General features: G+C 41.9%; 24 protein-coding genes. 12 read left to right on the top strand and 12 right to left on the bottom strand.

What is annotated here, in order from left to right; translation table 11 throughout:
* The first annotated feature begins 3 nt into the window (after nt 1-3).
* The 3 genes from MHO82_RS18425 (at nt 4) to MHO82_RS18415 (ending at nt 3,491) form a co-directional block, all read left to right on the top strand.
* Nucleotides 4-1,716: a putative 2-aminoethylphosphonate ABC transporter permease subunit gene (locus tag MHO82_RS18425; protein ID WP_239186216.1), complete on the top strand. Its 1,713-nt coding sequence runs from the start codon at nt 4-6 to the stop codon at nt 1,714-1,716.
* A gap of 148 nt (nt 1,717-1,864) precedes the next feature.
* Nucleotides 1,865-2,572 carry a phosphonate utilization transcriptional regulator PhnR gene (gene phnR / locus MHO82_RS18420; RefSeq protein ID WP_239186196.1) on the top strand — a complete coding sequence of 236 codons (708 nt, stop codon included), beginning with the start codon at nt 1,865-1,867 and terminating at the stop codon, nt 2,570-2,572.
* 10 nt (nt 2,573-2,582) lie between these two features.
* Nucleotides 2,583-3,491, top strand: coding sequence for an EamA family transporter (locus MHO82_RS18415; protein WP_239186194.1), 909 nt, complete (start codon nt 2,583-2,585; stop codon nt 3,489-3,491).
* Nucleotides 3,492-3,621: 130 nt separating this feature from the next.
* Here MHO82_RS18415 and MHO82_RS18410 read toward each other — a convergent pair whose 3' ends face one another.
* Complete coding sequence (locus tag MHO82_RS18410) at nt 3,622-3,939, bottom strand: hypothetical protein (protein ID WP_239186192.1); 318 nt, start codon at nt 3,937-3,939, stop codon at nt 3,622-3,624.
* 613 nt (nt 3,940-4,552) lie between these two features.
* Nucleotides 4,553-4,894 carry a hypothetical protein gene (locus MHO82_RS18405; protein WP_239186190.1) on the bottom strand — a complete coding sequence of 114 codons (342 nt, stop codon included), beginning with the start codon at nt 4,892-4,894 and terminating at the stop codon, nt 4,553-4,555.
* On the opposite strand from MHO82_RS18405, the gene MHO82_RS18400 reads away from it, so the two are divergent.
* On the top strand, nt 4,893-5,054 hold the full coding sequence (locus tag MHO82_RS18400; RefSeq protein ID WP_239186188.1) for a hypothetical protein: 162 nt from the start codon (nt 4,893-4,895) through the stop codon (nt 5,052-5,054). The two genes, MHO82_RS18405 and MHO82_RS18400, sit on opposite strands and share 2 nt — an antisense overlap.
* Before the next feature lie 130 nt (nt 5,055-5,184).
* Here MHO82_RS18400 and MHO82_RS18395 read toward each other — a convergent pair whose 3' ends face one another.
* A complete protein-coding gene (locus tag MHO82_RS18395; protein WP_239186186.1) occupies nt 5,185-5,382 on the bottom strand; it encodes a hypothetical protein in 198 nt (65 codons plus the stop codon).
* 556 nt (nt 5,383-5,938) lie between these two features.
* On the opposite strand from MHO82_RS18395, the gene MHO82_RS18390 reads away from it, so the two are divergent.
* Nucleotides 5,939-6,253, top strand: a complete 315-nt coding sequence (locus tag MHO82_RS18390) for a hypothetical protein (protein ID WP_239186184.1) — start codon at nt 5,939-5,941, stop codon at nt 6,251-6,253.
* A gap of 256 nt (nt 6,254-6,509) precedes the next feature.
* Here the strand turns inward: MHO82_RS18390 and MHO82_RS18385 are convergent, their stop codons facing one another.
* The 4 genes from MHO82_RS18385 to MHO82_RS18370 all read right to left on the bottom strand — a co-directional run bounded on the left by MHO82_RS18385 (nt 6,510) and on the right by MHO82_RS18370 (nt 10,257).
* The gene (locus MHO82_RS18385; RefSeq protein WP_239186182.1) at nt 6,510-7,313 is read right to left on the bottom strand and encodes an XRE family transcriptional regulator; all 804 of its coding nucleotides are present in this window, start codon (nt 7,311-7,313) and stop codon (nt 6,510-6,512) included.
* A 118-nt stretch (nt 7,314-7,431) separates the two neighbouring features.
* Complete coding sequence (locus MHO82_RS18380; protein WP_239186180.1) at nt 7,432-7,989, bottom strand: GNAT family N-acetyltransferase; 558 nt, start codon at nt 7,987-7,989, stop codon at nt 7,432-7,434.
* Between the two features lie 317 nt (nt 7,990-8,306).
* On the bottom strand, nt 8,307-9,440 hold the full coding sequence (gene wecB, locus MHO82_RS18375) for a UDP-N-acetylglucosamine 2-epimerase (non-hydrolyzing) (protein ID WP_239186178.1): 1,134 nt from the start codon (nt 9,438-9,440) through the stop codon (nt 8,307-8,309).
* Nucleotides 9,441-9,618: 178 nt separating this feature from the next.
* Nucleotides 9,619-10,257: a LysE family translocator gene (locus tag MHO82_RS18370; RefSeq protein WP_239186176.1), complete on the bottom strand. Its 639-nt coding sequence runs from the start codon at nt 10,255-10,257 to the stop codon at nt 9,619-9,621.
* 245 nt (nt 10,258-10,502) lie between these two features.
* Between MHO82_RS18370 and MHO82_RS18365 the strand changes: the two genes are divergently transcribed.
* The gene (locus tag MHO82_RS18365; protein WP_239186174.1) at nt 10,503-10,658 is read left to right on the top strand and encodes a hypothetical protein; all 156 of its coding nucleotides are present in this window, start codon (nt 10,503-10,505) and stop codon (nt 10,656-10,658) included.
* Between the two features lie 199 nt (nt 10,659-10,857).
* Here the strand turns inward: MHO82_RS18365 and MHO82_RS18360 are convergent, their stop codons facing one another.
* From MHO82_RS18360 to MHO82_RS18350, 3 genes are all read right to left on the bottom strand, one after another.
* Complete coding sequence (locus MHO82_RS18360) at nt 10,858-11,178, bottom strand: DUF4144 domain-containing protein (RefSeq protein ID WP_239186172.1); 321 nt, start codon at nt 11,176-11,178, stop codon at nt 10,858-10,860.
* Between the two features lie 121 nt (nt 11,179-11,299).
* Nucleotides 11,300-11,716 (bottom strand): hypothetical protein, encoded by a 417-nt coding sequence (locus MHO82_RS18355; RefSeq protein ID WP_239186170.1) that lies wholly within the window; start codon nt 11,714-11,716, stop codon nt 11,300-11,302.
* Nucleotides 11,717-11,788: 72 nt separating this feature from the next.
* Entirely contained in the window at nt 11,789-12,115 is a 327-nt protein-coding gene (locus MHO82_RS18350) for a hypothetical protein (protein ID WP_239186168.1), read from the bottom strand.
* A 436-nt stretch (nt 12,116-12,551) separates the two neighbouring features.
* On the opposite strand from MHO82_RS18350, the gene sbcB reads away from it, so the two are divergent.
* From sbcB to MHO82_RS18320, 6 genes are all read left to right on the top strand, one after another.
* Nucleotides 12,552-13,976, top strand: a complete 1,425-nt coding sequence (gene sbcB / locus MHO82_RS18345) for an exodeoxyribonuclease I (RefSeq protein WP_239186166.1) — start codon at nt 12,552-12,554, stop codon at nt 13,974-13,976.
* 205 nt (nt 13,977-14,181) lie between these two features.
* On the top strand, nt 14,182-14,682 hold the full coding sequence (locus MHO82_RS18340; RefSeq protein WP_239186164.1) for a winged helix-turn-helix domain-containing protein: 501 nt from the start codon (nt 14,182-14,184) through the stop codon (nt 14,680-14,682).
* A 73-nt stretch (nt 14,683-14,755) separates the two neighbouring features.
* Nucleotides 14,756-15,103: a CidA/LrgA family protein gene (locus MHO82_RS18335; protein WP_239186162.1), complete on the top strand. Its 348-nt coding sequence runs from the start codon at nt 14,756-14,758 to the stop codon at nt 15,101-15,103.
* A gap of 1 nt (nt 15,104) precedes the next feature.
* Nucleotides 15,105-15,779 (top strand): CidB/LrgB family autolysis modulator, encoded by a 675-nt coding sequence (locus MHO82_RS18330; RefSeq protein ID WP_239186160.1) that lies wholly within the window; start codon nt 15,105-15,107, stop codon nt 15,777-15,779.
* Between the two features lie 177 nt (nt 15,780-15,956).
* A complete protein-coding gene (gene cdd / locus MHO82_RS18325; protein WP_239186158.1) occupies nt 15,957-16,844 on the top strand; it encodes a cytidine deaminase in 888 nt (295 codons plus the stop codon).
* 135 nt (nt 16,845-16,979) lie between these two features.
* Complete coding sequence (locus MHO82_RS18320) at nt 16,980-17,855, top strand: DMT family transporter (protein ID WP_239186156.1); 876 nt, start codon at nt 16,980-16,982, stop codon at nt 17,853-17,855.
* Nucleotides 17,856-17,962: 107 nt separating this feature from the next.
* Here MHO82_RS18320 and MHO82_RS18315 read toward each other — a convergent pair whose 3' ends face one another.
* Together MHO82_RS18315 and MHO82_RS18310 are read right to left on the bottom strand one after the other, a co-directional pair.
* On the bottom strand, nt 17,963-19,558 hold the full coding sequence (locus MHO82_RS18315) for an ABC-F family ATPase (protein WP_239186155.1): 1,596 nt from the start codon (nt 19,556-19,558) through the stop codon (nt 17,963-17,965).
* A gap of 261 nt (nt 19,559-19,819) precedes the next feature.
* Complete coding sequence (locus tag MHO82_RS18310) at nt 19,820-23,851, bottom strand: DUF6701 domain-containing protein (protein WP_239186154.1); 4,032 nt, start codon at nt 23,849-23,851, stop codon at nt 19,820-19,822.
* Between the last annotated feature and the right edge of the window lie 168 nt (nt 23,852-24,019).

Here is a 24,019-nt window from a genome sequence, read left to right as displayed (position 1 = left end):
AATATGTCAGCAGTAAAGGCTTCCTCACCTTTAAGCCAATTGTTAAGAAAAAAATACACTATCAGCCGCGATAATGTCATATTAAGTGGAATTTTGCTGCTATTAGCCTTGATTATGGCCATTTTTATTCTTGCACCATTGTTCACTATGTTTGCCAAAAGCGTGCAAGACAGTGAAGGGAATTTCATTGGGCTCGCAAACTTTATCAGCTATTTTGCTTCCAACGCTTTATGGCAGTCACTTTCAAATACATTAATACTGGGTCTTATCATCACTGGCATTGTTGGGAGTCTTGCATTTACTTATGCGTATGCCCTCACCCGAACTTGCATGCCGTTTAAAACTTTTTTCCAAATCATTGGCACTGCCCCCATTTTAGCGCCCTCTTTGCTCCCTGCCATCAGCCTTATTTACTTGTTTGGTAATCAAGGCATCGCCAAACAAATGTTAGGGGGAGAGTCCGTCTATGGTTTAATTGGTATTACCATGGGCCTCGCTTTCTGGACCTTCCCACACGCATTAATGATTTTAACCACATCACTTAGAACATCAGACGCGCGGCTTTATGAAGCAGCAAATGCGTTAAAAACGTCGCCAGTAAAAACGTTTTTTATGGTGACGTTACCCGCCGCAAAATACGGTGTGATCAGCGCCTTAATTGTTGTCTTTACGCTTGTGGTGTGTGATTTCGGTGTCCCAAAAGTGATTGGAGGAAACTACAATGTTTTAGCCACTGATATTTTTAAACAAGTGGTGGGCCAACAAAACTTCGCCATGGGTGCCGTAACCAGCATCATTTTACTTGCACCCGCTGTATTGGCGTTTTTGGCTGACCGATGGGTACAAAAGAAGCAACACGGATTGTTTGACTCCCGCTCTGTCGCCTATGTTCCTACGCCTAATAAGCTGCGTGACGGCCTGAGCTTTCTTTTCTGCTTTGCCATTGCCGCGTTAATCTTAATCATCTTAGGCATGGCGGTTTATGGATCTTTAGTGACCTTCTGGCCTTGGAACCTCACCCTTAGTTTAAACAACTATAACTTTGCTGAAGTCAGCACCTACGGCTGGCAGCCTTACTTCAACTCATTAACACTGGCAATCTGGGTCGCCATTATTGGAACCATATTGATTTTCATTGGGGCCTATTGCATTGAAAAAGGCCGTGCTTTTGGGCCTATTCGTCATATTTTGCAGATGATCACCATCATTCCAATGGCAGTGCCAGGCATGGTATTGGGCTTAGGGTACATTTTCTTCTTTAACGATGGAAATAACCCGCTGAACACCTTGTACGCCACCATGGCTATCTTAGTGATCAATACGGTGATCCACTACTACACCGTTGGCCACATGACGGCACTAACCTCACTAAAACAACTACCAGCAGAAATCGAAGCCACCGCTGCCTCCATAAAAATGCCGCAATACAAAACATTTTGGAAAGTCACTTTACCCGTGTGTGCTCCTGCCATTATGGATATCGCGGCTTACCTGTTTGTTAATGCGCTAACCACGACTTCTGCCGTTGTGTTTTTATACGCCAGCGACACCATGCCAGCGTCGGTATCAGTGCTGAATATGGACGATGCAGGTCAAACAGGCTCAGCTGCTGCCATGGCAGTGATGATTTTGCTCACCGCTGCGGCCGCAAAAATCCTGCACCTCATCCTTGCTAAAGGCATTAATCACAACACTCAGGCTTGGCGTAAGCGTTAAGTCTCTGAGTATCAACATCACGTGTCATACAAACAGTCTTTTTCTCTTATGCTCTTTATCGCACCTGATTTATAACGGTGGGAATAAGGCTGTTTTCTAACACTATTTTTTGCCATTATGGGTTCAGGCAAACAAAGAAGGTCGTTTCGTGCAATATTTAAAAATCAAAGACGCTATTTTAGAACAAATCGAAGCAGGGCTACTCACTGCAAGGCAAAAACTACCTTCTGAACGTAAATTAGCAGAAGCCTTTGACACCACCCGAGTTACATTACGTGAAGCCTTGTCTTTATTGGAATCAGAAGGCAAGGTGTACCGAGAAGACCGCCGTGGCTGGTTTATTTCTCCAGAGCCTTTACATTACGACCCAACCAACACCACCAATTTTCAAACCATGGCGTTAGAGCAAGGCCGATCGGCGCGATCTGAGTTGATCAGCGCCAAAATAGTACCCGCTAGCCGACGCGCCGCATCATTACTTAATTTAGCGCCTTTTTCAGATGTGATCCGCATCGATCGAGTTCGCTATTTAGATGAGCGCCCTGTGGTTTACGTCACCAATTTCATCTTGCCAGAACAACTACCAAACCTGCTGTCACACGACATTACCAACTCGCTGACCGATGTGTATAAAGAGCACTACGGCATTATTTATCAAAAAACCCGCTACCGCGTGAGCACATCTTCCCTACTCGGTGAAACGGCTCAAGCACTTCGAGCCACAGCAGGCAGCCCTGCGATGTTTGTTGAGCGATTAAATTACAACCAAAAGGGTGAGCTTCTCGATTGTGATTTGGAGTACTGGCGTCACGATGCAATTTGCATTGAATCTATCGCAGAGCTAAAACCAACCTAATAGGCACAATATGTCTTTGTTTGCTGTATTCATTGTACTGATTTCCGCCGTTATTCATTCGGCTTGGAACCTACTAGGAAAAGCAAAGTCCTCCACTCCCGCTTTTTTTTGTTTGGCCAGCTTAGGGGCTGCGTTGATCATGTCGCCTTTCCTAGTCTGGATGACTTACTTTGCTTCCCAAAACGCACTCGTCATTCCAAACACATTTTGGCAATTGCTGATCTTCAGTGGCTTTTTTCAGATGATCTACATGGCGGGGCTAGCTAGAGCCTATCAAAATTCAGATGTGGGTGTGGTTTACCCCATTGCACGAGCACTGCCTGTTCTGATGGTAGCTGGCTTATCCACCCTAATCGTGGGCCACTCGATGCCACTACTTGCTTGGGTGGGTATGATCATCGTGACCTTAGGTTGCCTACTTGTGCCACTCACCACGCTCAAGAACTGGCATTGGAGACAATACAAAAATAAAGGCTGTTTATGGGCGCTGATCGCCGCTTTTGGTACAGCGGGCTATTCGGTAATCGATAAAGAAGCGCTGAACTTATTGCACACCAGCTACCAAAATCAATTGCCAAGTCCATTTCTGGCCATTTACTTTCTGGGTTTGCAATTTAGTACCACTGGTCTGTGGCTTGCTCTTGGCTTATGTTGGCCTTCCTACCGACAAGAAATGCGATTTTCATGGCAATACCGAAAAAGCGCCCTCTTAGCTGGCATCATGATGGGCGTAACCTATGGCATGGTATTGTATGCCATGACGCTGACTGAGAACGTGAGCTATGTGGTCGCCCTTCGCCAAGCCAGCATTCCCATTGGTGTCCTGCTTGCTGTGCTCATCTTAAAAGAAAAATGGTATCTCACCCGTATCGCAGGGGCAGGCATTATTTTTACAGGACTGGTGTTTACTACGATATAAATTAGCATGGGAACTTCCTTGCTCCCCAAGCCAATCACCTTCAGCGACTATCATCAGAGAATTGATCTGAAATAATCGTTAAAGAGCTGTCTAAGGCTGTATATTATACTTTATAAATAAGTTCGTACCTTCACTTCAACTTAATATACTTCACACCCTTTAATTTATTGTTTTCAAAGGTACACTCTTTTACTGCATCAACATAAGAGCATAGCTTTTCCATCTCAATTTCCTTCAAAGTAGCAGGGCGTATAGTATTTTGAAGTTTAAAACTACAACATTTATCGAAATTTCCTACATCTTCGATTGCACTCCAAAACATCGAATATTCACTACAATAAAAATAAATTTTGTTGTCGTGAAATTCTGGAATAACACAAAACTCCACCCCGTAACTTTGGCGTTCGCCTCTATTGTCATCATGATTTACAAAAAATACATTTTTCATCGCGTATATAAGTCCTACATAGGGAAAAGCTATTACAAATTTATTAAGGTTACCAGACTCTATAACTATTATTCATTTTCCGAGTGAATTTTATAGCTACCATCGAAGTTCCATGTCACTACTGCTTTCAAACTAAATCGGTTCGTAAACATAGGACTGGAACGAATAGTATCCAGCGCTACCGTTGCCTTGATTGTAAAAAGTCATAGACATTACACTTGTAATGTCTATGACTCAAAAGTAAAAGAGAAAATCGATGATATGGCTATCAATAACTCTGAGTTTCACGATATTGTGAAAGTATTACACATTGGGTTTAATACGGTATTGAGGACTTAAAAACTTCAACTAAAGCAAGTAACTATACTTCCTTTTGACGATACTGAAATCAAACTTATCTGTGAAGTGAGCAAAAAATGGTCATTTGTTCAGAACAAGAAGAATCCACGTTAGCTTTGGTATGCATGGGAACCAAGATTTAAAAGGATCATCGCGCATGCCTTTGGTCGCTGAAATATATGATAAAATAATAGGTATATTTATTAAATAGGAATTATATAGCAAAGGTTCAATAGGTTGGAGTTACGACCCACATATACGTACTTTAATTATGTTACTTTTTAATTGCTTCCAAAAAGCTATTTAAGCTCAAATTAAAAACGCCTGACTCTTCAGGGTCAAGATCATCTTCTAACACTACTTCATTTTTATTAAAATCGAAGTAAACAGTAAACCTATTAAAAACAAACTCCTTAAACTGAGCCTCATGATTATTACTTAACTTCTCAATTTCGGCTACAAGCATATAAGAAATCGATTCAGTACATTCTTCTAAAACAAATTCATTCAATAAATTACTCAAAATAAAATATCTCTCTAAAGTGGGAATGTAGTCTGAATACTTCCATTGCGAACAAGAATCCGAAGAAAGTAACTTATAGCATAATAACGCCATGACGCTGACCGAGAACATAAGTTATGTGGTCGCCCTTCGCCAAGCCAGCATTCCCATTGGTGTCCTGCTTGCAGTGCTTATCTTAAAAGAAAAATGGTATCTCACCCGTATCTCAGGGGCAGGCATTATTTTTACAGGACTGGTGTTTACTGCGATGTAAATTAGCATGGGAACTTCCTTGCTCCCCAAGCCAATACCTTCAGCTATTCCCAACAACTATCTATTTAAATTACTTAACCTGAAATCACTTATTTGGGGACAAAAAAGCCCCAAGTGGGGCCTTAGTCTTATCATTCTTGGTATTTTAATATTGGCTTAATAAGAGCTTCAGCATAAAGCTCTAACTCCTCTTTTAGGCCATCAAAAGATTCTGCTCGCGGGTATGTTGGCGTAAGAGAGTGACCTTTGACTGCTCCAGAGTCATCATAATAAACCTCGTATATCGCTAATTCGCCTTCATTCTCTAAAACTCTATAATTCCAAGACATTTTATACCTACTTTTTATGATAATCTTCGACTGTATGAATAGTAATTTCATCATCGGTTTCAGAGTAAACAACCCTACCTTTCCCACTGCCACGTAAATCTAATAAATATATCTATCACTTTGCCATAGTTGCCTACTGTTTTGGCAAAACCGCCACTCCATACACTACATGAATACTTCACCGTGATATGTAGCGTATGTAGTACAAATCAATGCGTCAATTAGGTCGGTTCTTAAAGGTCAAAAACCTATAAAAAGAAGGGATAAATGGTATTACAATAGCCGATAAAAAATCACACCTATCCATGATAAATAAAAATAATAACTATATATCAAAGACATAAATCAGTATAAGTTAAATTGCATAGCTCTTATTACATGTATTGATGAATTCAAAATATAGGAGACTGAAATGAAAACAACGCAAACTGGTTTGACCTGAAATTCATTGATATTGCAAATATTACAGTTAAAGTAGCGACGTAAATCACATATACAACATAAAAAGTAACTATAAGTATAACTGCTTTCTAAAAACAAAGAGCCATACACAACAATGATTACGATTAATTCAGATTCGCTTGAAATCACTCTAGACTTACTTAAAAGCATCGATTTTAAACAACATAACGTTTATTTTAACGATGGCACCTATAGCTACCAAGTTAATGGCTTAAATATTCAGTATGAAGACTTTGAAGTTAATGGCATGTTTCAACGTTTAGAAACACGCTTTCAGCTATTACTTAACGGCGCTGATCATCTTGAGTTCTACTTCGACCGTGGGCAAATTAAATTTTCACCACGTAAAGCAACGACTCCTGTCACTGATATTGGCATGCCACCAGAGGTTGCACCTTATCACTTCTAACTGCTTGTGAAATAGCCCGTGCTAGGCTGTGCCCTGTAGCTATCTTGGTATCATCGCATCAGTACTTCAAACAAAATAATGAAAAGTGCTGAGGTGTAACCAACGAAATAGAGGGTTCAGGCATGCTGTGCAGCGGGGGGCTGCCAGGCGGGTTATCACTCAAATAGCTTCAACAAACATTGAGGCTATTTTTAGCAAAGCGGTACAAGAGATAAACTACACAGACATCAATATACAAATAATTAAAAAACGAAGCCTAAATTGTCGAACTATCGGCCTCTTTCTCTTTTTCAGCGTCTAACATCATCGACACTTCTCTTAGCAACGAGTGATCTAAACTCGGTAGCTCATCTGCCAATTTAATTGCATTCCCGTTAGTAAATGAAAAGTACACATTTTTATTCAGCTGTACGCTGTCTTTTAAGTCACGGTTTTGCGTATTAAATTGTTTTATTTTTTCATACACATCATTACCAAGTTGTGCCATCTGTTCATCCGTTAGGGCAATACGAGACATACAGATAACAGGACGCTCTGGCTGCTGAAATACATCCTGTTTAAAACGCTGACAGAACAACGTATCTAACGGTGAGCCTTCTTCAAAAATATAATAATCCGGCGTTAGAAAGTTGACATTATTATTATCAATAATCTCTAGCAAGCCCATCATTTCTAACACTCGCAAATAAAGGTACACCGTGTCATCACTTAGTTCATGCTGCTTAGCGACCTCTTCGATAGGCACATACAACATACGTATTTGATAGAAAAAATCATAAATATGGGGGAAGCGGAAGAAGATATCGTTGTTTTTACCACCGATGTTTTTCTCTGATTGCTCTTTTAAAAGCCGTGCTGTTTTGGTTAAACCATCTAAATCTGTATTTAAAAAAGCCGCGTATTCTATTAACTTATCAATACCAATTGATGTGCTGTGTAGTTGCCTTTTTAGTGTCGAAACAGGCACATTGAGCTTATGAGAGAAATCGCCATACGTCATATCATTTTCTTTCAGTTTTGCTCTTAATGCAGCCAACAATAAACTTGCACTTACACTCATCTATCCACTTCCTGTTTTAAACATCTACTACTTACTTCAAAATTTTATCTATCAAAGCAATTATTAACAATAAACTCGATACCAATACGAGATCCTATAGCCCTTTTTAAAAAAGTAACTATGAAGATGTTGATAAGTCCGTTTTTAATAAACCATAAATCAGATCATCTTTTCTAACGTCTGCTATTTTAAAGTTATCTCGTAGCGTGCCTTCCAATTGAAAGTGGCATTTGGCGAGCACTCGCATAGCGCCATCATTCCCCTCTGTCACCGCCGCGGTCAATTTATGAAAATCACACTGCTCAAAGGCAAATTTAATCACATTCAGCAAAGATTCTGTCGCGTAACCTTTACCATAAAACTCTGGCATCAGCATAAAGCCAACTTCAGCTTGTTGGCATGGCTCCCACTCAGGAAAGAACCCCGTGATGCCAACAAATTTTCCGCTTTCTTTTTCATGCATAATCAAACATAGCCACTGTGAGGCTTCTTTTTCCCACACTGGCAACCTGCCTTCGAAGCGCTCTTTAATTCCATCTTCTTCAAGAGGATCGCACACGTAAGTTAATACCACTTGATTAACATGCAATTGATAGTAATCATCCCAATCTTGGGGCTGTATCTGGCGGATGGTTAGCCTTTCAGTATCAAAGTCGAAGTTATACTGATTATTCACTCTGCACTTCCCTGATTTATTTATAATTTAATAATACGATACCATTGTTAACTCCACACAACATACCGCCTTCCATCACAGTTTAAAGCACACCTACACCGTGTTATGTCACTAAATGGATCGTGATCATATATACCTCTATCAGTTTCCAAAATAGCAAATGAAGCAGGTCGATTTATTGGTCACCTGAAAATGGGTGAGATGAACGTTTTAAAGCGTGTGGTGAATAAACACAATGATGAAAGAAATAGCCTGAACTTGAAGGTAAATATAATGAACCATGTGAATCTTACCGATCCACACGGTTCACCCAAATATCAAAAGGGTTCAAACTCCTGCCCTAATAGTGATTTCACAATACGCTCGCAAGCCCGCCCATCGCCATAAGGGTTATGCGCCACGCTCATTGCCTGATAAACAGCGTCGTCATCAATTAAATTCGACACACTCTCAACAATCACATTTACGTCTGTACCCACCAATTTCACGGTATTGGCTTCAACGGCTTCTGGTCTTTCCGTTGTGTCTCGCATCACCAATACGGGTTTACCCAGTGACGGTGCTTCTTCTTGTACCCCACCAGAGTCCGTTAATATCAGTTCTGATTTATCCATTAAATACACAAATGGCAAGTAATCTAATGGTTCGATGAGCTTGATATTATCGATACCCGATAACCAACGGGTGACTGGCTCTTTCACATTGGGGTTCAAGTGCACGGGGTACACAAAGTTATGTGTCGGATATTTTTGAGCAAGCGCCGAAATGGCTTGGCAGATACGTTCAAACCCACCACCAAAGCTTTCACGGCGATGGCCTGTAATTAACACAAATGGTTTTGCAATCAAATCCGAAAACTGCTGCTCATATCGGCTCACTACAGATTCTGTATTTAAAATCGTTCGCTTTACTTGCAGTAGTGCATCTATCACGGTATTACCCGTGATCACAATATTCTGTTGCGGCACTAATTCATTGCGCAAATTGGTGGCCGAACCTTGAGTAGGTGCGAAATGTCGAGCTGCAATAGCGCCAGTAAGCTTACGGTTTGCTTCTTCTGGCCACGGGCTATACATATTATGGGTACGTAACCCAGCTTCCACGTGGCCCACTTTGATTTGCTGATAAAAGGCCGCCAATGACGATGTGAGCGTGGTGGTGGTGTCACCATGAACCAAAACCCAATCAGGCTTAAACTCTTGCAAAATAGGCCTTAGCCCTAAAAGAATGCGGCTAGTAATATCAGACAAATCTTGTCCGGCTTGCATAATATCCAGATCATAATCTGGCACAATGTCAAAAAGAGACAGCACTTGATCCAACATTTCTCGATGTTGAGCCGTAACGCACACTTTGGCTTCAATCCCTTGCTGTTCTTGTAAAGCGAGAACCAAAGGCGCCATTTTGATCGCCTCTGGCCGTGTCCCAAAGATGGTGAGAACTTTCATCATATCCCTACTTCCGCCTGATTGACGGTGTCACTCCCTGTATAAATACGAGCTTAGTTGGTTATCTGCAACATTCAAATCAATAGCAGAAAAAGCCTGTCGTACCCATAGCGCAATGACAGATAGAAATAGTTTTCAATTCACACTTCCTCACCATAAAAACCAGATATGGCGTGTAAAATCACGATTTAGATAAAGCTAACTGCACACCCAAAGCAACCATCACCCCACCACTAATGGACTCTAACCAAGCGTTAGTCGAGGGCTTCAATAACCACTGTTTGGCTTTCTCAACCATAAATGAAAGCCCGCCTTGCCATAGCATTGCGATAAAAAAATGAATGCTGGCAAGAATCATGGATTGAAGAAAAGCAGATCCTTGTGGATCGATAAACTGAGGCAAAAAAGCTAAGTAAAAGATCGCAGTTTTAGGGTTAAGAATATTAGAAAGAAAACCTTCGCGGAAAGAACGTATTATGTCCAGTGGTTGTTTCTGTAAAACCGACTCATTTAAGGCCACCAGCCCTTTTGCCTTCCAACCTGAACGTAAACTACTGATACCAAGCCAAATTAAATACACAGCACCAATGAGTTTCACCGCCTGAAAAAGCCAAGCCGATTGAACCAAAATAACAGAGATCCCAATGGCAGAAAGAGACGCATGAGCAAATAAACCACAACAAATGCCTAAGCTGCTTGCTGTTCCGTCTTTCCAACCTCCCCGTGTGGTATTACGTATGACCAACACCGTATCTAAACCGGGGGTTAATGTCAGCAAAGTAATTGCAACCAAAAAAGCCATAAGCTCTGTTATTGCCATCTTCAACATCCTTATTATTTTTATGTTTTATTCTGGCCTTCAACATTACTTATTTACACTTATGAAAGCCAGAGCAAGAACATCATAAAATACCACTAACATCCCTTTAATTTATAAAAATACAAATAAACCACTAATAGTAATTGGCTCAAAGTGAACAATTGAAAAGAAAATGAGCCACATAGAAAAGAAACCGTCACTCATATGGTTATACTTGGTTTCAATTCAAGGACGGGGGTCATGAAATGAAACACGTAACACTTCAATATAAAGTCATGGGGATTGGTAATTGGGTATCAGCGACAGTATCTCATGAAATCGCAAGACAATTGGAAATAGAATATAAAGATTATGGTTGGCCAGTAAGAATATTAGAACTCGATAGCAAAGCTGCCGCCTAAAACTAATTACAAAAATCGACAGCCACTTCACCTTCTGCTTAACGCTGCCTTAAAAAGGTATATAACGCCTAAAAAGCTTGGTCAATTACCAAGCTTTTTCTTATCAGAGCACTTTCTAAACGGATCCTCAAAGGTAATGTCATGTGGAGTAAAGATAGCGTCAAAGATTAGCTATTGACGCCATAGTCTCTTGTTATATTTACATTTCTAGTGAAAGTGACTTGATGGCTTCTTCTATGGATGAGAAATGTATTTTTGTAAGGCACACTTGTGCTTTTGAAAATTCATGCTCTTGAATCAACTGAGTTACGTCCACCAATTTTAGCTGAGCACCCTCAGGCTCGAACACATAACTATCATCTTTTGTTCTAACCACGTAACAATGGCCTTTACTGTCTATCAGGCGGTCTGAACCATCCCAAATTAAGTCGTCAAATTCAGTTTCTAGCTGACGTTCAGATCCCAAATACATCAACTCAGAATCGCCATCCAATTTGAAAATACATGGCCAAGAAATCATTTTTCTATCCCGTTAAAATAACACCTAACTAAGTAGCAATTAGCACCACCCAGCTTAAACTCAAACACACCAAACTCAATACCTAAAATGCCGAGTGTAACGCATCACCTTGATTGCTTTATTAGCTGCTTCCTTGGAGAACATTTCGTAGATCGGTAGCAAAAGGAACTAAGCATGTCTGATCTATCTTAAATCCAAACTCCAAGTTCTGAGTAAAATCACCATACTCAGTAAAGCAACCGCTGACTAAAACATAACCAATTTTGGTTACCTCAAACTTTACGAAATGATCATGGTAGTCTTCTTTTAGTTCTGCGCTTCCAACTATGCTTTCGGCCATTTTTTCAATGTCTTCAACAAAGCTCTGCCCGTTGTCAAAATATACTTGTCCGCAATAGCCAAACCCTCTAGAAGAAACAAAAATTCGGCACTTGAATGAGCTACCTCCAAATAACTCAAAATTAGTCATTTCAAAGACCAACTTATCATTATTAGTTAATAGTTTTACCATTGTTGTATTTATTGACTTTAACTTCATACTTGCCTTTAGCACCTAACGCCAACGCATAGTAAAAATGCCACGCGTGCCGAATCACTATTAAACAGATTGTTATGCGTTTCCTTCCAACAAGCTGCTGTCATACCAGATATCTTCATAGCCATTGTTATCAATTAGGAAACGGTAGCCCGGAGGCAAACCGAGATAGGCTTGAACTTGAGGTAGGTACTTAACTATATGCTCAACATGCAGCGGTTCAAAGAAGTCTGCGTTTGAAGAAAGCTCCTCACCGCACCAGATATACCAGCCATTAGTGCCATTTTCAGGGGCTACTCTCATACCATTAATAGGAGCTTTATTTACGGTAGAAAGTGCAACTCCTAATTTGCTACCTACTTCCGGATACTCTTTCGCTACATCTTGAAATTGACTATCCACCTATTCCTCCTGATACATAACATTAACCATATGGTTGAGAACCACTTATTCCCTAAATTAGGTGGAATATACGACTTTAATCCATACATGCAAACCATTGATAAAATCGAATACACTATCATATCGTAATTCGTACATCGCGTGGCAATACACTAGTGGTGTAGATTCAATTTACTGGCTTTGGCACTTGCTACAGCCCAAAGAGCAATAATGATCTGACACAAGATGGATTAACAAGAATCAATTCCCATGTCATTTATTGTTAATTCACCTTGCCTCTATATAGCCATCTATCGGATACTTAGGCCATTAAAAGCTTTGATCTTTTCTATCAACTGAAATCTCGCTATAGAACTGTAATCACTACAATGTAAGAGTGAATAATCCGTTGTCTCAATCTAACTCTTAACCTTCGCCATAGAATTTGGAACCTAAAATGAATAACGACAATGAACCAACTTTCTTTTGGTTTGATTATGAAACGTGGGGTGTGAACCCTGCTATCGACAGACCTTGCCAGTTTGCAGGCGTTCGCACCGATATGGACATGAACATTATCGGCGAACCGTTAGTCATTTACTGCCAGCCACAGAATGATTACCTACCTTCACCTGAAGCGTGCTTAATCACAGGCATTACACCACAAAAGGCCATGTCTGAAGGGCTACCAGAACATGAATTCATTGCTAAAATCCATGCAGAAATGGCCAAACCTAACACCTGCTCATTAGGCTATAACAGCATTCGATTTGATGATGAAGTCACCCGTTATACGCTGTATCGTAACTTTTATGACCCGTATGCGTGGAGCTGGCAAAATGGCAATTCACGCTGGGATTTATTGGACGTCATGCGTACTTGTTATGCCCTTAGACCTGAAGGCATTAACTGGCCAGTGGATGAAGATGGGATCCCAAGCTTTAAACTGGAAAGGTTATCTGTTGAAAATGGCATTGAACACACGAATGCTCACGATGCTATGGCAGACGTTCATGCCACGATTGAACTCGCCAAGAAATTAAAACAAAGCCAACCTAAGCTGTTTAATTATTTATTATCCATACGCCATAAGCGTAAGCTTAACGAGCTAATAGACATTGTTAACCTAACCCCACTGGTGCATATTTCAGGTATGTTTGGCTCAGAGTGCAGCAACACCAGTTGGATTGTTCCTATGGCTTGGCACCCAGATAATAAAAATGCCGTTATCGCGGTCAACTTAGCCATGGATCCTGAACCGCTGATTTCCTTAAATGCCGAGCAATTGCACCAGCGCCTTTATACCAAACGCGCTGATTTAGCCCCAGATGAATTGCCCGTGCCAGTAAAACTGATCCACACCAATAAGTGCCCTGTTCTTGCACCAGCAAAAACCCTCACCGCTGATGATGCAGAGCGACTCGGTGTTGATCGCCAAGCTTGTTTGAACAACTTGGCACTAATTAAAAAGCACCCTGAGATTCGGGAAAAATTGCTTGAACTCTATGCCATAGAAAGAGAGTTTGACGACAGCGGCAATGTTGACACTCAACTTTACAGTGGCTTTTTCTCTCATGCCGATAAATCCACCATGGACATTATTCGCGAATCATCACCAGAAGATCTGGTTAACTTCGAACTGAATGTGGCCGATAAAAGAATCAAGCCCCTGCTCTTTCGTTACCGAGCCCGCAACTTCCCGTGGACATTAACAGAGCAAGAGCAACGTCATTGGCATGCTCATCGCCAGGACTATTTTGATGCCAATTTACAAGATTACATGCTCAATTTTGAAAACGTCGCACTCGATAATCAAGATGATGAAAAGAAAACCTTGATTCTGAAAAGCCTCTATCAATATGTAGAGAAAATTGCATTGTAAAGAAACATAGGCGATCCAACCCCACCAAAACGGCGCTGGATCGCCCTATTTTATTGCCATTAACCTAGCCATTCTTTACCTACGCACATGAATAGAGTACTGACCCCATTAGCTTTTAACCTCAGTGGTCAATATTTATCCTTGATCTTCTTGCAAACCTGACCACACTTATGAAATAAGAAGGGCTTAGAGTAAGAGGGCAAAAATGGTCACAAAAGTACTGACACGTTGTTATCGTTTTGATGCAGTTGACTTTGAACCAGACCTAAGCCAACTTACTTGGAATGACGGCAGTAAAACCAAACTCACCACAGAGGAATCCCGTTTACTCGAATCCCTTTGCTACTCTGCGGGCGAAGTGATTTCATCTTCTACACTCAGCCAAAAAATATTTTGCCATACCGAAACAACCAGTAACTTACACACCATCTTACTTTCGTTAAACCGAAAACTGCATCACAACAACATTATTGGCATACAAATCGAGACCTTACCCGATTACGGTTATCGCGTTCCAATCCCGGTGCAAACCTGCCAAACCAGCAGCTCAAAAATGGAGCCAGAAAAAAAAGATCCTTTACCTCAGTTGCCTGATAAGTCGAAAAACACCACCCATTTTCCCATTGAAACTCCGAGTGTTCTTCACTACCTACTCGCCATTGCCACTCTTGCTGTTGCCACCTTCTTGTTTATTTATTTTGGATAGTAAAATTAATGCTAGCACCGCAATAAATCATTTTGTATGATAAATAAAACTATCAATTATATGTGCGTGAGAAATGCCCTATATCTTTTCGTTTCTTATCCTTTGCGTATGCTTATGGGTCGGAAAAGCGATTCAAGCCTATTTTGAACTAGCTGTGCCTGGCAGTATTCTTGGCATGCTGATCTTATTTACTCTGTTGGCCACTAACCTCATTTCAGTAACACGAATCGAAACGAGCAGTAAATTTCTTATCAAACACATGGCAGTCCTGTTTTTACCTGCGGGGGTTGGCTTAATGAACCACTTTGAGCTACTCACAGAAAATGCTCTTCCTATTCTTCTCGGCACACTGGGTAGCTCCCTTATTGTATTGATTACTATCGCCTTTTTGGTGCAGAGACTGCATAAGGGAGGGCAATAATATGTGGTTAGTGATCACCTTATTTGTGTTCTACACTGCTCGCTGGTTCTCAAAAAAAGTACCACATCCCATTAATAATCCAATACTAATTAGCCTGTTGGTTTTGATCCCATTACTGCTGACTCTAGATATCCCATACCAACAATATGCAGAGCAGAACCAATGGCTTAGCTATCTCCTAGAGCCTGCTGTTGTGGCACTGGCCTACCCACTCTATGAGCAATTACCCGTTATTCGTGCCAAATGGCGAATTATTTTACTGACTTGCACCGTCGGCAGTGTGATGTCTATGTTCACTGGTAGCCTAATTGCATTGATGCTTGGCGCGGATGCTTCTTTAATTGCCAGCTTATTGCCAAAGTCTGTCACCACGCCTATTGCCATGGCGGTATCTGAGCAATTGGGCGGTGAAGCCTCTATTTCAGCAGCGCTGGTTATACTGGCAGGTTTATTTGGGGCTATTTTTGCCTATCCTATTTATCAATGCTTAGGGATCACAAGCTCGCTTGCGAAAGGACTCACAATGGGCACCGTTTCTCATGCATTAGGCACAGCCAAATCAACAGAAACTCACTACCAAGATGGCGCTTTTAGTTCACTAGCACTTGTGGTGTGCGGCGTAATCACTTCATTAATGGCACCTTTGATTTTCTCTGTGATCATGCTCTTTATATAACCAATGTTTAATATTTAAGACATAGTCATACTGAAAATGCATACACTGAGTTGTGTGAGGTCTCTCTCATCATTGTAATTGATGTAACTATTGATCCATTAGTGTGATCAAGATCGACTATTTATTCTGAATCACTGCCTACAATGTTTCTCCATATAGTCAATAGGAGCCTCTATCATGCGCGCAAAAGTTAGCGAAGCATTATCGACTCTGCCACACACATTAGCGGAAAATTTAACGCCGATTGTTCAACAACCGCAATTTGATGCCACGATCAGTGCTGAACAGTTTGCTCACTTATTAAACAAAACAGGGATGTCAGATAACGAGCTTCGTGTCGCTTTACTTCCTGTTGCTGCTGCTTATTCTATTGCCCCTATCTCCAATTTCTTTGTCGGTGCCATTGTTCGTGGACTTTCTGGTCGTTTGTACTTTGGTGCAAACATGGAATTCACCGGCACACAACTTGGTCAAACCGTTCATGCCGAACAATCTGCCATTAGCCACGCTTGGGTAAAAGGCGAGACTGGCGTAAAAGACATCACCATAAACTACAGTCCTTGTGGCCACTGCCGACAGTTTATGAATGAACTTTCTACCGCTTCAGATCTAAAAATTCAGCTACCAGAGCGTGATGAAAAATCATTACACGACTATCTACCGGAATCTTTTGGCCCTGCTGATCTTGGTATTACTACCGGTTTGATGGCCAAAGTGGATCACCAGTTAACTTGCCCAGCAGAAGATCAACTGATTACTTCTGCGCTGCAAGCCACCAATAAAAGCCATGCCCCTTACAGCAAAAATACCAGTGGTGTCGCAATACGTACGACCGATGGCCGTATATTTGAAGGCATGTATGCTGAGAACGCAGCCTTTAATCCAAGTTTACCGCCACTGCAGGTTGCTTTGATTAATATGAACATGGCCAATTACGATATTGACAGTATTGAGCATGTTGCTTTGGTTGAAAAATCAGACAGCACAGTCAGTCATTTAGCGGAAACCCAATCGACGCTAGAATCACTCAACCCAGATATTAAGGTTGATTATCTAGCAATTTAACCGACGCTAAGAACACGACAAGCCCATATCAACCTCTGATATGGGCTCTTTGTCTTTATAGGCTTTTATCTTTTTGATTTAAGTCTATTTAGCTGTATTATTCCTTAACATTTTTTATACACTTTCTGGCATATCATGTCCCAACATCACCACCCTCTTCAAGGCGCTAGCTGGATGCTTACTGCTGGTTTTGCCTTTGCGCTGGTTAACAGCGTGGCTCAATACGTTAGCATGCACATGCATTTACCATCGACCACCGTGGCGTTAATCCAATATGGTATTGCTTTGGTTGTGATTCTTCCTTGGTTACGTACTTTAGGCATTCGTAACTCCTTAAGAACCCAACATTTAGGCATGCATGTATTGCGCGTGTTTTTATCTGTGATTGGGATTCAGCTTTGGCTGTGGGCATTGGCCTACCCTGTGCCAATTTGGCAAGGCATTGCACTGCTAATGACTTCGCCTTTGTTTGCCACTGTGGGCTCGGGCTTATTTCTAAAAGAAAAAGTCGGGCCTGCCCGCTGGTTAGCAACCTTAGCCGGGTTTGCAGGTGCCATGATCATTTTAGAACCGTGGTCAGACTCTTTTACTTGGGCAACATTACTACCTGTTGGGGCGGCGTTTTTCTGGGCGTGTTACTCACTAATGGTGAAGAAACTCTCGTCTGATGATTCCCCATCCACCATGGTGGTGTACTTATTACTTCTTATCACCCCATTTAATATCGTTCTTGCGGTGCCTGACTGGACCATGCCAACAGGCACCTTCGCATGGGGACTATTGGTTGCAGCAGGCGCTTTTACGGCCTTAGCTCAATGGGCCATTGCCAAAGCCTATTCCGTAGCAGACGCTTCCTTCGTGCAACCTTTTGATCATGCAAAATTGCCTTTAAATGTTCTAGCTGGCTGGATTGTGTTTGGCTGGGCTCCACCAGGGCGTTTATGGCTCGGTGCTGCCATTATTATTGCTTCCGTGGCTTTCATCACTCGATGGGAGCATAAAAAGACTTAATCACTCATATCACGATACGAACACATAAAAAGAAGGCTAACCACTTGGCTAGCCTTCTCTCTTTTAAAAGTATGTCAGTTTAACGAAGCGATACGCCCTTTAAACAATTAACCTTTTAAACCTTGTTTCGCTAGGTACTCATCGTAAGTACCGTGGAAATCTTCTACGCCATCTTTTGTGATCTCGATGATACGAGTCGCAATAGAAGATACAAACTGACGGTCATGAGAAACAAACATCAACGTACCTTTGTAGTTCTCAAGGGCCAAGTTCAACGACTCGATGGATTCCATATCCATGTGGTTTGTTGGTTCATCCATTAATAGGATGTTTGGCTTTTGCATGATTAGCTTACCAAACAACATACGACCTTGCTCACCACCAGAAATTACTTTTACGGATTTCTTAATGTCATTTTGTGAGAAAAGCATACGGCCAAGAATACCACGTACTACTTGCTCGTCATCGCCTTCTTTTTTCCATTGACCCATCCAATCAAGAAGGTTCATGTCTTCTTCAAAGTCGTGGCTGTGGTCCTGAGCGTAGAAACCGATGTTGTGGTTTTCAGACCACTTAACCATACCCGCTTTTGGCTCCATGGCATTTGCTAGGGTGTTCAGGAACGTTGATTTACCGATACCGTTCTCACCGATGATCGCAATGCGCTCACCCACTTCAACCATTAGGTTTACGCCATTGATCAAGATGTTGTCATCGTAACCTTGAACCAAACCTTCCACTTCTAGTGCGTTACGGAAAAGTGGTTTTTCTTGATCAAAACGAATGAATGGGCTTTGACGGCTAGATGCTTTAACTTCATCTAACTGGATCTTATCAAGCTGCTTTTGACGAGACGTTGCTTGTTTCGCTTTTGATGCGTTTGCAGAGAAACGGCTTACGAACGTTTGTAGTTCGGCAATTTGTGCTTTTTTCTTCGCATTATCCGCATGCAGACGCTCACGAGCTTGTTCAGCTGCTGTCATGTACTCATCGTAGTTACCGTGGAACAGACGAAGTTCACCGTAATCAAGATCAGCCATGTGGGTACATACGCTGTTTAGGAAATGACGGTCATGCGAGATGATGATCATAGTGCAGTTACGAGCAAGAAGAACGTCTTCTAACCAGCTAATTGTGTGCATGTCCAAGTTGTTGGTAGGCTCATCAAGTAGCATGATGTCTGGGTCTGCAAACAGAACCTGTGCCAAAAGAACACGAACTTTCAAACCCGGTGCAACTTCGCTCATTAAACCAAAGTGCTGCTCTTCAGGAATACCAAGACCAAGCAGTAGCTCACCCGCGCGCGATTCCGCAGAGTAACCGTCCATTTCAGCGAACTGAGTTTCAAGATCACCCACACGCATACCATCTTCATCTGACATTTCAGGTAAAGAATAGATACGGTCACGCTCTTCTTTGATTTCCCACAGCTCTTTATGACCCATGATTACAGTATCAACAACACTGTACTCTTCGAATGCAAACTGGTCCTGACCAAGCTTTGCAACACGCTCATTTGGATCCGTAGAAACTACACCACCAGATTGCTCTAATTCCCCACCAAGGATTTTCATGAATGTGGATTTACCGCAGCCATTAGCACCGATAAGACCATAACGGTTACCGTTACCAAATTTAATTGAGATATTTTCAAACAGAGGCTTGTCGCCGAACTGCATAGTAATGTTAGCTGTTGAAATCAAGATTCAATTCCTAATAGTGTGATGGAGAATATAGACTAATTTTATAGGTCGGCAAGGTTACCGCCTGATGAGACATAGAGCAACTGTTAGATGTAAAAACAGCGAAAAATAATGCGATTTGATGCACTATGTTTTGTATAAAAAGCGTACAAAATGACTTTTCACTCAATTTTTCCATGTGGCTTATTAAGAAAATCACCTGCCATTTTCTCCAGCAAAGAGAAGCTCCCACATTAAAGTGGAAATACAATCACTAAGCGCCTAACGAATATTCGGTTCTCCTCGATAAATAACCCGATCATTCCCTCGGTACACGCCAAAGCTGAAAATACCAGAGGGATCTTCATCACCTACATTGCGCCAATTAAACTGTAGCCACGGCTGATGTTGAATATTCGTTCCTGTTGGCACGGTTCCAAAACACGTGACTCCAGACTCTGTACTTTGCGGGGAAGCCGACAAACGCAACCATAGGCGGACTTGCTCTCTTAAATTTGCATCATCAGGATCTGCATTGGCTGACAGCACACCCGACTCTCCAATAGAAACCGTAGCAGCCCCTGATAGCAACGACCCTGAATTTCCGCTTCCCGCAGGTTGCATGGTTAACTTACAGTAGTCAGCACCATCAAAATTGGCTCGGTTATCTGCGCTATTAACGATAAATTCACCGCCATCCCAAAATTCCACCTGTAAAGGCGCAGAAATATTGGTTTGAACCTGACCACTACCTGAATCAAACCGCATTCTTCCGTAACGAACATCCGCAACTGACGTAAAACGGCTACCCAAGTTGGATGTGCCATCTTGACGCCTTACGGTGATATCCAAAGTTTCAAAATCCGTCGGATCAAGCGACTCTGATACATACAAACCATAAGCACTATTAGCACTATTAAATGGACCATCAGCTGTTGTTGCGCCCGCTGTATCAGGATGAACTAATCGATTAAATACAAAATCACTCATCGTCTGGGCCATCTGAGACGTATCCCCACGCTTATTCCACATTTCCCCTCCCCACGAGTACGCCGAAAAGTTTTCAATACGAGCGGATAGATCATTATTGGCTTCATCAGTACCGTTAGTGACGAGGAAACTCAAACTGGCTTTTAATGAATCAGTAAAAAAGCCATAGTTTCTTGTCGCACTTTGGCTAAAATTTCGCGCTTCAACTTCCATCGAATGAATAAAAGTCTGCCCCATATACGCAAACCCAGTTTGATTGGCTGGATAAGCCCAAAGGTTTGAGTTAATAGTTAAGTGATGAGGATAAAAACGACCAGCAATAAAGCTCGCTTCCGGAATATTCAGTCCTGCCACTAAATAATCCCTTTTACTGACCTTAAACAACAAACTTCCGACTTCGTCCCAAATAACACTGCTTGCGTAAATACCAACATTCGGCCTTGATGAAATATCTAAAGTTACATTGCCTAAACGCCCATTGGGTGCTGGCGAGTGAACGCTAACGCCAATACCACCAGAACCTTTGTACGCTTTTAAGGCTCTGGCCCCACAAAAAGATTCCGCAAACGCTTTATAACTTGCACCGACACTAGCAGATAAAGAACCTGAAGCACTGGCTAACGAGGCAGCCGAACTACTTACAGCTGGTGATAACCAAGGGATCGCTTTAATACTAAAGCCCGCTTTTACACCTGAGGCCACTAACCCAGCTCCCCCTTCAGACGTACCATAACTCATAGGAGAATTAGGATCTGTCGCATCGCATATGGCTAAATAGTAAGGCCGGTGATACAAAGGCAATGAATTAGAAGGAATACGGACCGAAGCATCGCAACCACTGGCTTCACACACCGCAGGTCCACTTGCAGATAACAATGCAGTACCAGCTTCTGTGTATTTTCCAATTAATGGTGTTTTGCCAACGCCCTTCTCAAAATCGATATTAATCACCTTATTTGACGTAATCACGTGCTCAGTGCCAGGTTCCGTTATCGTGAATTTTCCTGCATGTGTCTGATCACCCTGAATGGTACGTGTAAATGAAATCGGTACAGCTGTTGAAGTGTAGCTTTCTACTGGATCACAACTAAGTGAATCATTTCCAGATGACACGACTTGTATTGTTACCCCATACCCACGTTCGGAGATTTGGCCCCCATCCACACCATCCACATCTAACCGGCTATTCAGTAAAAAACCTTTTGCTAAAAACTGATAAGGCCCCGCTTTTTGTACACTAAGGTTACCGTCATTTGCGGCAGCAGCGTTTAAATACACCTTTCCTGCGTACTTACTGTATAACGTTAAATCTTTGTCTTGCGGGTATTTAAACGTGAATCTTCGGGGCTGCCCAGATTCCCCACAACGCGCATTGGGTCTTTCCCCTAATTTCACAAGGCAAGCACCAATCTCTGAGTCCGTATTCAGCTCCACCGTAATGTCACCGCTAAAGTCAGTGTCTTCTTTCGAATTGCTGTCTCGTACCAGTAAAGACACATTCACGCCAGTACAAGAAAAGCCTCTTCCGCTATTAGGTTCAAGTACCAACTCCAAACGTTGAGGCGGCTCAAAGCAATGCCCTGCACCAATAATTTTCGCATTATTATGAATACTTACCTGAAGTGCAGTCACCGCCCCTTCAATAATAGAGCCATTACTTAACTCCACGTTAGATTCACTGTAAAGCAGCCCTTTAAACACAGCATTATTGGCCAAGTTCACCCAGTTAAAAATCACACTGGTATAAGAGAACGCTAAATTATGAACAATCACCACCAGATCACCAGCGTCTTCTGCCACAAAATGGCTTCCTTTACTGAGTGCGAGCCCCTTGGTGTTAATAATCACCTTCTCGCCTTTTGGTACATTGATATGCCCAAGCGCATTAATGCTATCTATCCAGTAAGTACCTGTTTTAAAAGTAGCCGTTGACCCCACATCGACGGTGAAGGAACCTATATGTTCACTATTTTGAAAAATACGATTACCTGTGTTGACCACCACATTTTCTAAACTGGGATCCGTGGGCGCTTCAAAGTCAGGCAAGTTTGGCTTATCGACCATCAAACCACTATCACCAAAACACTCAGTGTGACTACAACCGGATTTATTAATGTCATCTACAGAAGAAGGTTCAAACCCCACATAGCGCCGACCATCTACTAATCCTGCATTTTCAACTTGGCCATCATTAGCAATGTACAACCTCCCCCCTGTGTTTCCTTTCCAAGTTTGTACTGCACTCGGAAAACGCTCACAAATGGGCGCTACCGCTTGCGACTCAAAAATAAAGTAACCGACTTTTTCCCAATAATGTCTGCGCTCTTTATCACTATCCATGTCTTCTTCGACCACAAAACTCACTCGCCCAGTTTCCAAATGACAACGACGAAGCCAACCCCCATTGGTGCCATTTCGTGAGTTTTTCGCCGCAACCATAATCGGAGGCTCCTTTAGCGTGATCGGGATATCAGAAAAGGCTTCACACTCCATATTAACGGGGGTATAGACCACTTCTTCTTGCTCCAACGTGTGTTCCGTTTCACCGTGCCCTAGCCAAAACTTTTTACCTTCCACATAACCACTGCCCACCCCCGCTACAAAGCCAACAGTTTCAGCCACTGTTACCGCACTGCCTTTTGCTTCCGACAGTTCAATCGCAACCTTAAAGGATTCGAAATTCACCTCTGTCGAAACCGTAGTCATCCATTGAGGCTGCCCCCGTTGATAGTGACCACTAGGATCGTCACTTGCGTAGGTATTATTGGTCGATTGTATTTGCGTTAATACTCCCGGAACCGCATTTACATCACCTCGCCATGGGTCAAATTTTTTCAAACCAAAAGAGTCAAATAAAATAGTTTGAAAGCCTCCTACGACCTCCTTCTTTTTTTTGCTATACCGGATACTTTGCCGTGTATCAAAACGACCCGCGACAATTTGTGCTCCGGAAGAAAGCTTTAATACCCCTGGTTCAACCACAAAATAATCAATATCAGTCATGACAACTTGCTTAAATGGTACCCCTTTCATCTGTGCATGATGGGGCGCAATAATTTGACGAACTTCAGCTTGAGTCTTGCTCGTCGACAGTAACCGTATACTCGAAGGTAAATTTTCACCATCTTGCGTGATGGTCGGCATTAGAAAAACTAAAGGGGTTTGGGAATAAGTTTGGGTAAACGTGATCACACACTCTGATGGGTCTGTTGGCGTAATGCAGTTTGAAACCCGTAGTCGACCAAACTCAAATTGAGTCGCCTGAACAGAACCAAGCAAACAATAAAAGAATAATCCGCAGAAACACTGAAGATACCACTTCATAATGACCCCTACCACTTACTACCAGAGCCCAAACACATTTTTCATTTTTACTGTAAGGCCCTCATGTGTAATAAGAGCTCTGATGTGAGTGTAGTTGAAGCACCAAAATACGACTGAGCTCTCCCTCAATTGAAGTCATAAAGTGCTAATATCAATACATAACATTAA

Origin of the sequence: Vibrio sp. Of7-15, assembly GCF_022347565.1 — a bacterium.
In the GTDB taxonomy this organism is placed as follows: Bacteria; Pseudomonadota; Gammaproteobacteria; order Enterobacterales; family Vibrionaceae; genus NORP241.
The sequence above is the reverse complement of the archived record's forward strand: the minus strand, read 5'-3'. Positions and strand labels throughout refer to the sequence as shown.

Bases quoted from the DNA above. Each gene is read 5' to 3' on its own strand.
- MHO82_RS18425 (WP_239186216.1), top strand. From the start codon at position 4: ATGTCAGCAGTAAAGGCTTCCTCACCTTTAAGCCAATTGTTAAGAAAA.
- MHO82_RS18415 (WP_239186194.1), top strand. From the start codon at position 2,583: ATGTCTTTGTTTGCTGTATTCATTGTACTGATTTCCGCCGTTATTCAT.
- MHO82_RS18410 (WP_239186192.1), bottom strand. From the start codon at position 3,939: ATGAAAAATGTATTTTTTGTAAATCATGATGACAATAGAGGCGAACGC.
- MHO82_RS18400 (WP_239186188.1), top strand. From the start codon at position 4,893: ATGACGCTGACCGAGAACATAAGTTATGTGGTCGCCCTTCGCCAAGCC.
- MHO82_RS18405 (WP_239186190.1), bottom strand. From the start codon at position 4,894: ATGGCGTTATTATGCTATAAGTTACTTTCTTCGGATTCTTGTTCGCAA.
- MHO82_RS18395 (WP_239186186.1), bottom strand. From the start codon at position 5,382: ATGTCTTGGAATTATAGAGTTTTAGAGAATGAAGGCGAATTAGCGATA.
- MHO82_RS18390 (WP_239186184.1), top strand. From the start codon at position 5,939: ATGATTACGATTAATTCAGATTCGCTTGAAATCACTCTAGACTTACTT.
- MHO82_RS18385 (WP_239186182.1), bottom strand. From the start codon at position 7,313: ATGAGTGTAAGTGCAAGTTTATTGTTGGCTGCATTAAGAGCAAAACTG.
- wecB (WP_239186178.1), bottom strand. From the start codon at position 9,440: ATGATGAAAGTTCTCACCATCTTTGGGACACGGCCAGAGGCGATCAAA.
- MHO82_RS18370 (WP_239186176.1), bottom strand. From the start codon at position 10,257: ATGGCAATAACAGAGCTTATGGCTTTTTTGGTTGCAATTACTTTGCTG.
- MHO82_RS18365 (WP_239186174.1), top strand. From the start codon at position 10,503: ATGAAACACGTAACACTTCAATATAAAGTCATGGGGATTGGTAATTGG.
- MHO82_RS18360 (WP_239186172.1), bottom strand. From the start codon at position 11,178: ATGATTTCTTGGCCATGTATTTTCAAATTGGATGGCGATTCTGAGTTG.
- MHO82_RS18355 (WP_239186170.1), bottom strand. From the start codon at position 11,716: ATGAAGTTAAAGTCAATAAATACAACAATGGTAAAACTATTAACTAAT.
- sbcB (WP_239186166.1), top strand. From the start codon at position 12,552: ATGAATAACGACAATGAACCAACTTTCTTTTGGTTTGATTATGAAACG.
- MHO82_RS18340 (WP_239186164.1), top strand. From the start codon at position 14,182: ATGGTCACAAAAGTACTGACACGTTGTTATCGTTTTGATGCAGTTGAC.
- MHO82_RS18335 (WP_239186162.1), top strand. From the start codon at position 14,756: ATGCCCTATATCTTTTCGTTTCTTATCCTTTGCGTATGCTTATGGGTC.
- MHO82_RS18330 (WP_239186160.1), top strand. From the start codon at position 15,105: ATGTGGTTAGTGATCACCTTATTTGTGTTCTACACTGCTCGCTGGTTC.
- cdd (WP_239186158.1), top strand. From the start codon at position 15,957: ATGCGCGCAAAAGTTAGCGAAGCATTATCGACTCTGCCACACACATTA.
- MHO82_RS18320 (WP_239186156.1), top strand. From the start codon at position 16,980: ATGTCCCAACATCACCACCCTCTTCAAGGCGCTAGCTGGATGCTTACT.
- MHO82_RS18310 (WP_239186154.1), bottom strand. From the start codon at position 23,851: ATGAAGTGGTATCTTCAGTGTTTCTGCGGATTATTCTTTTATTGTTTG.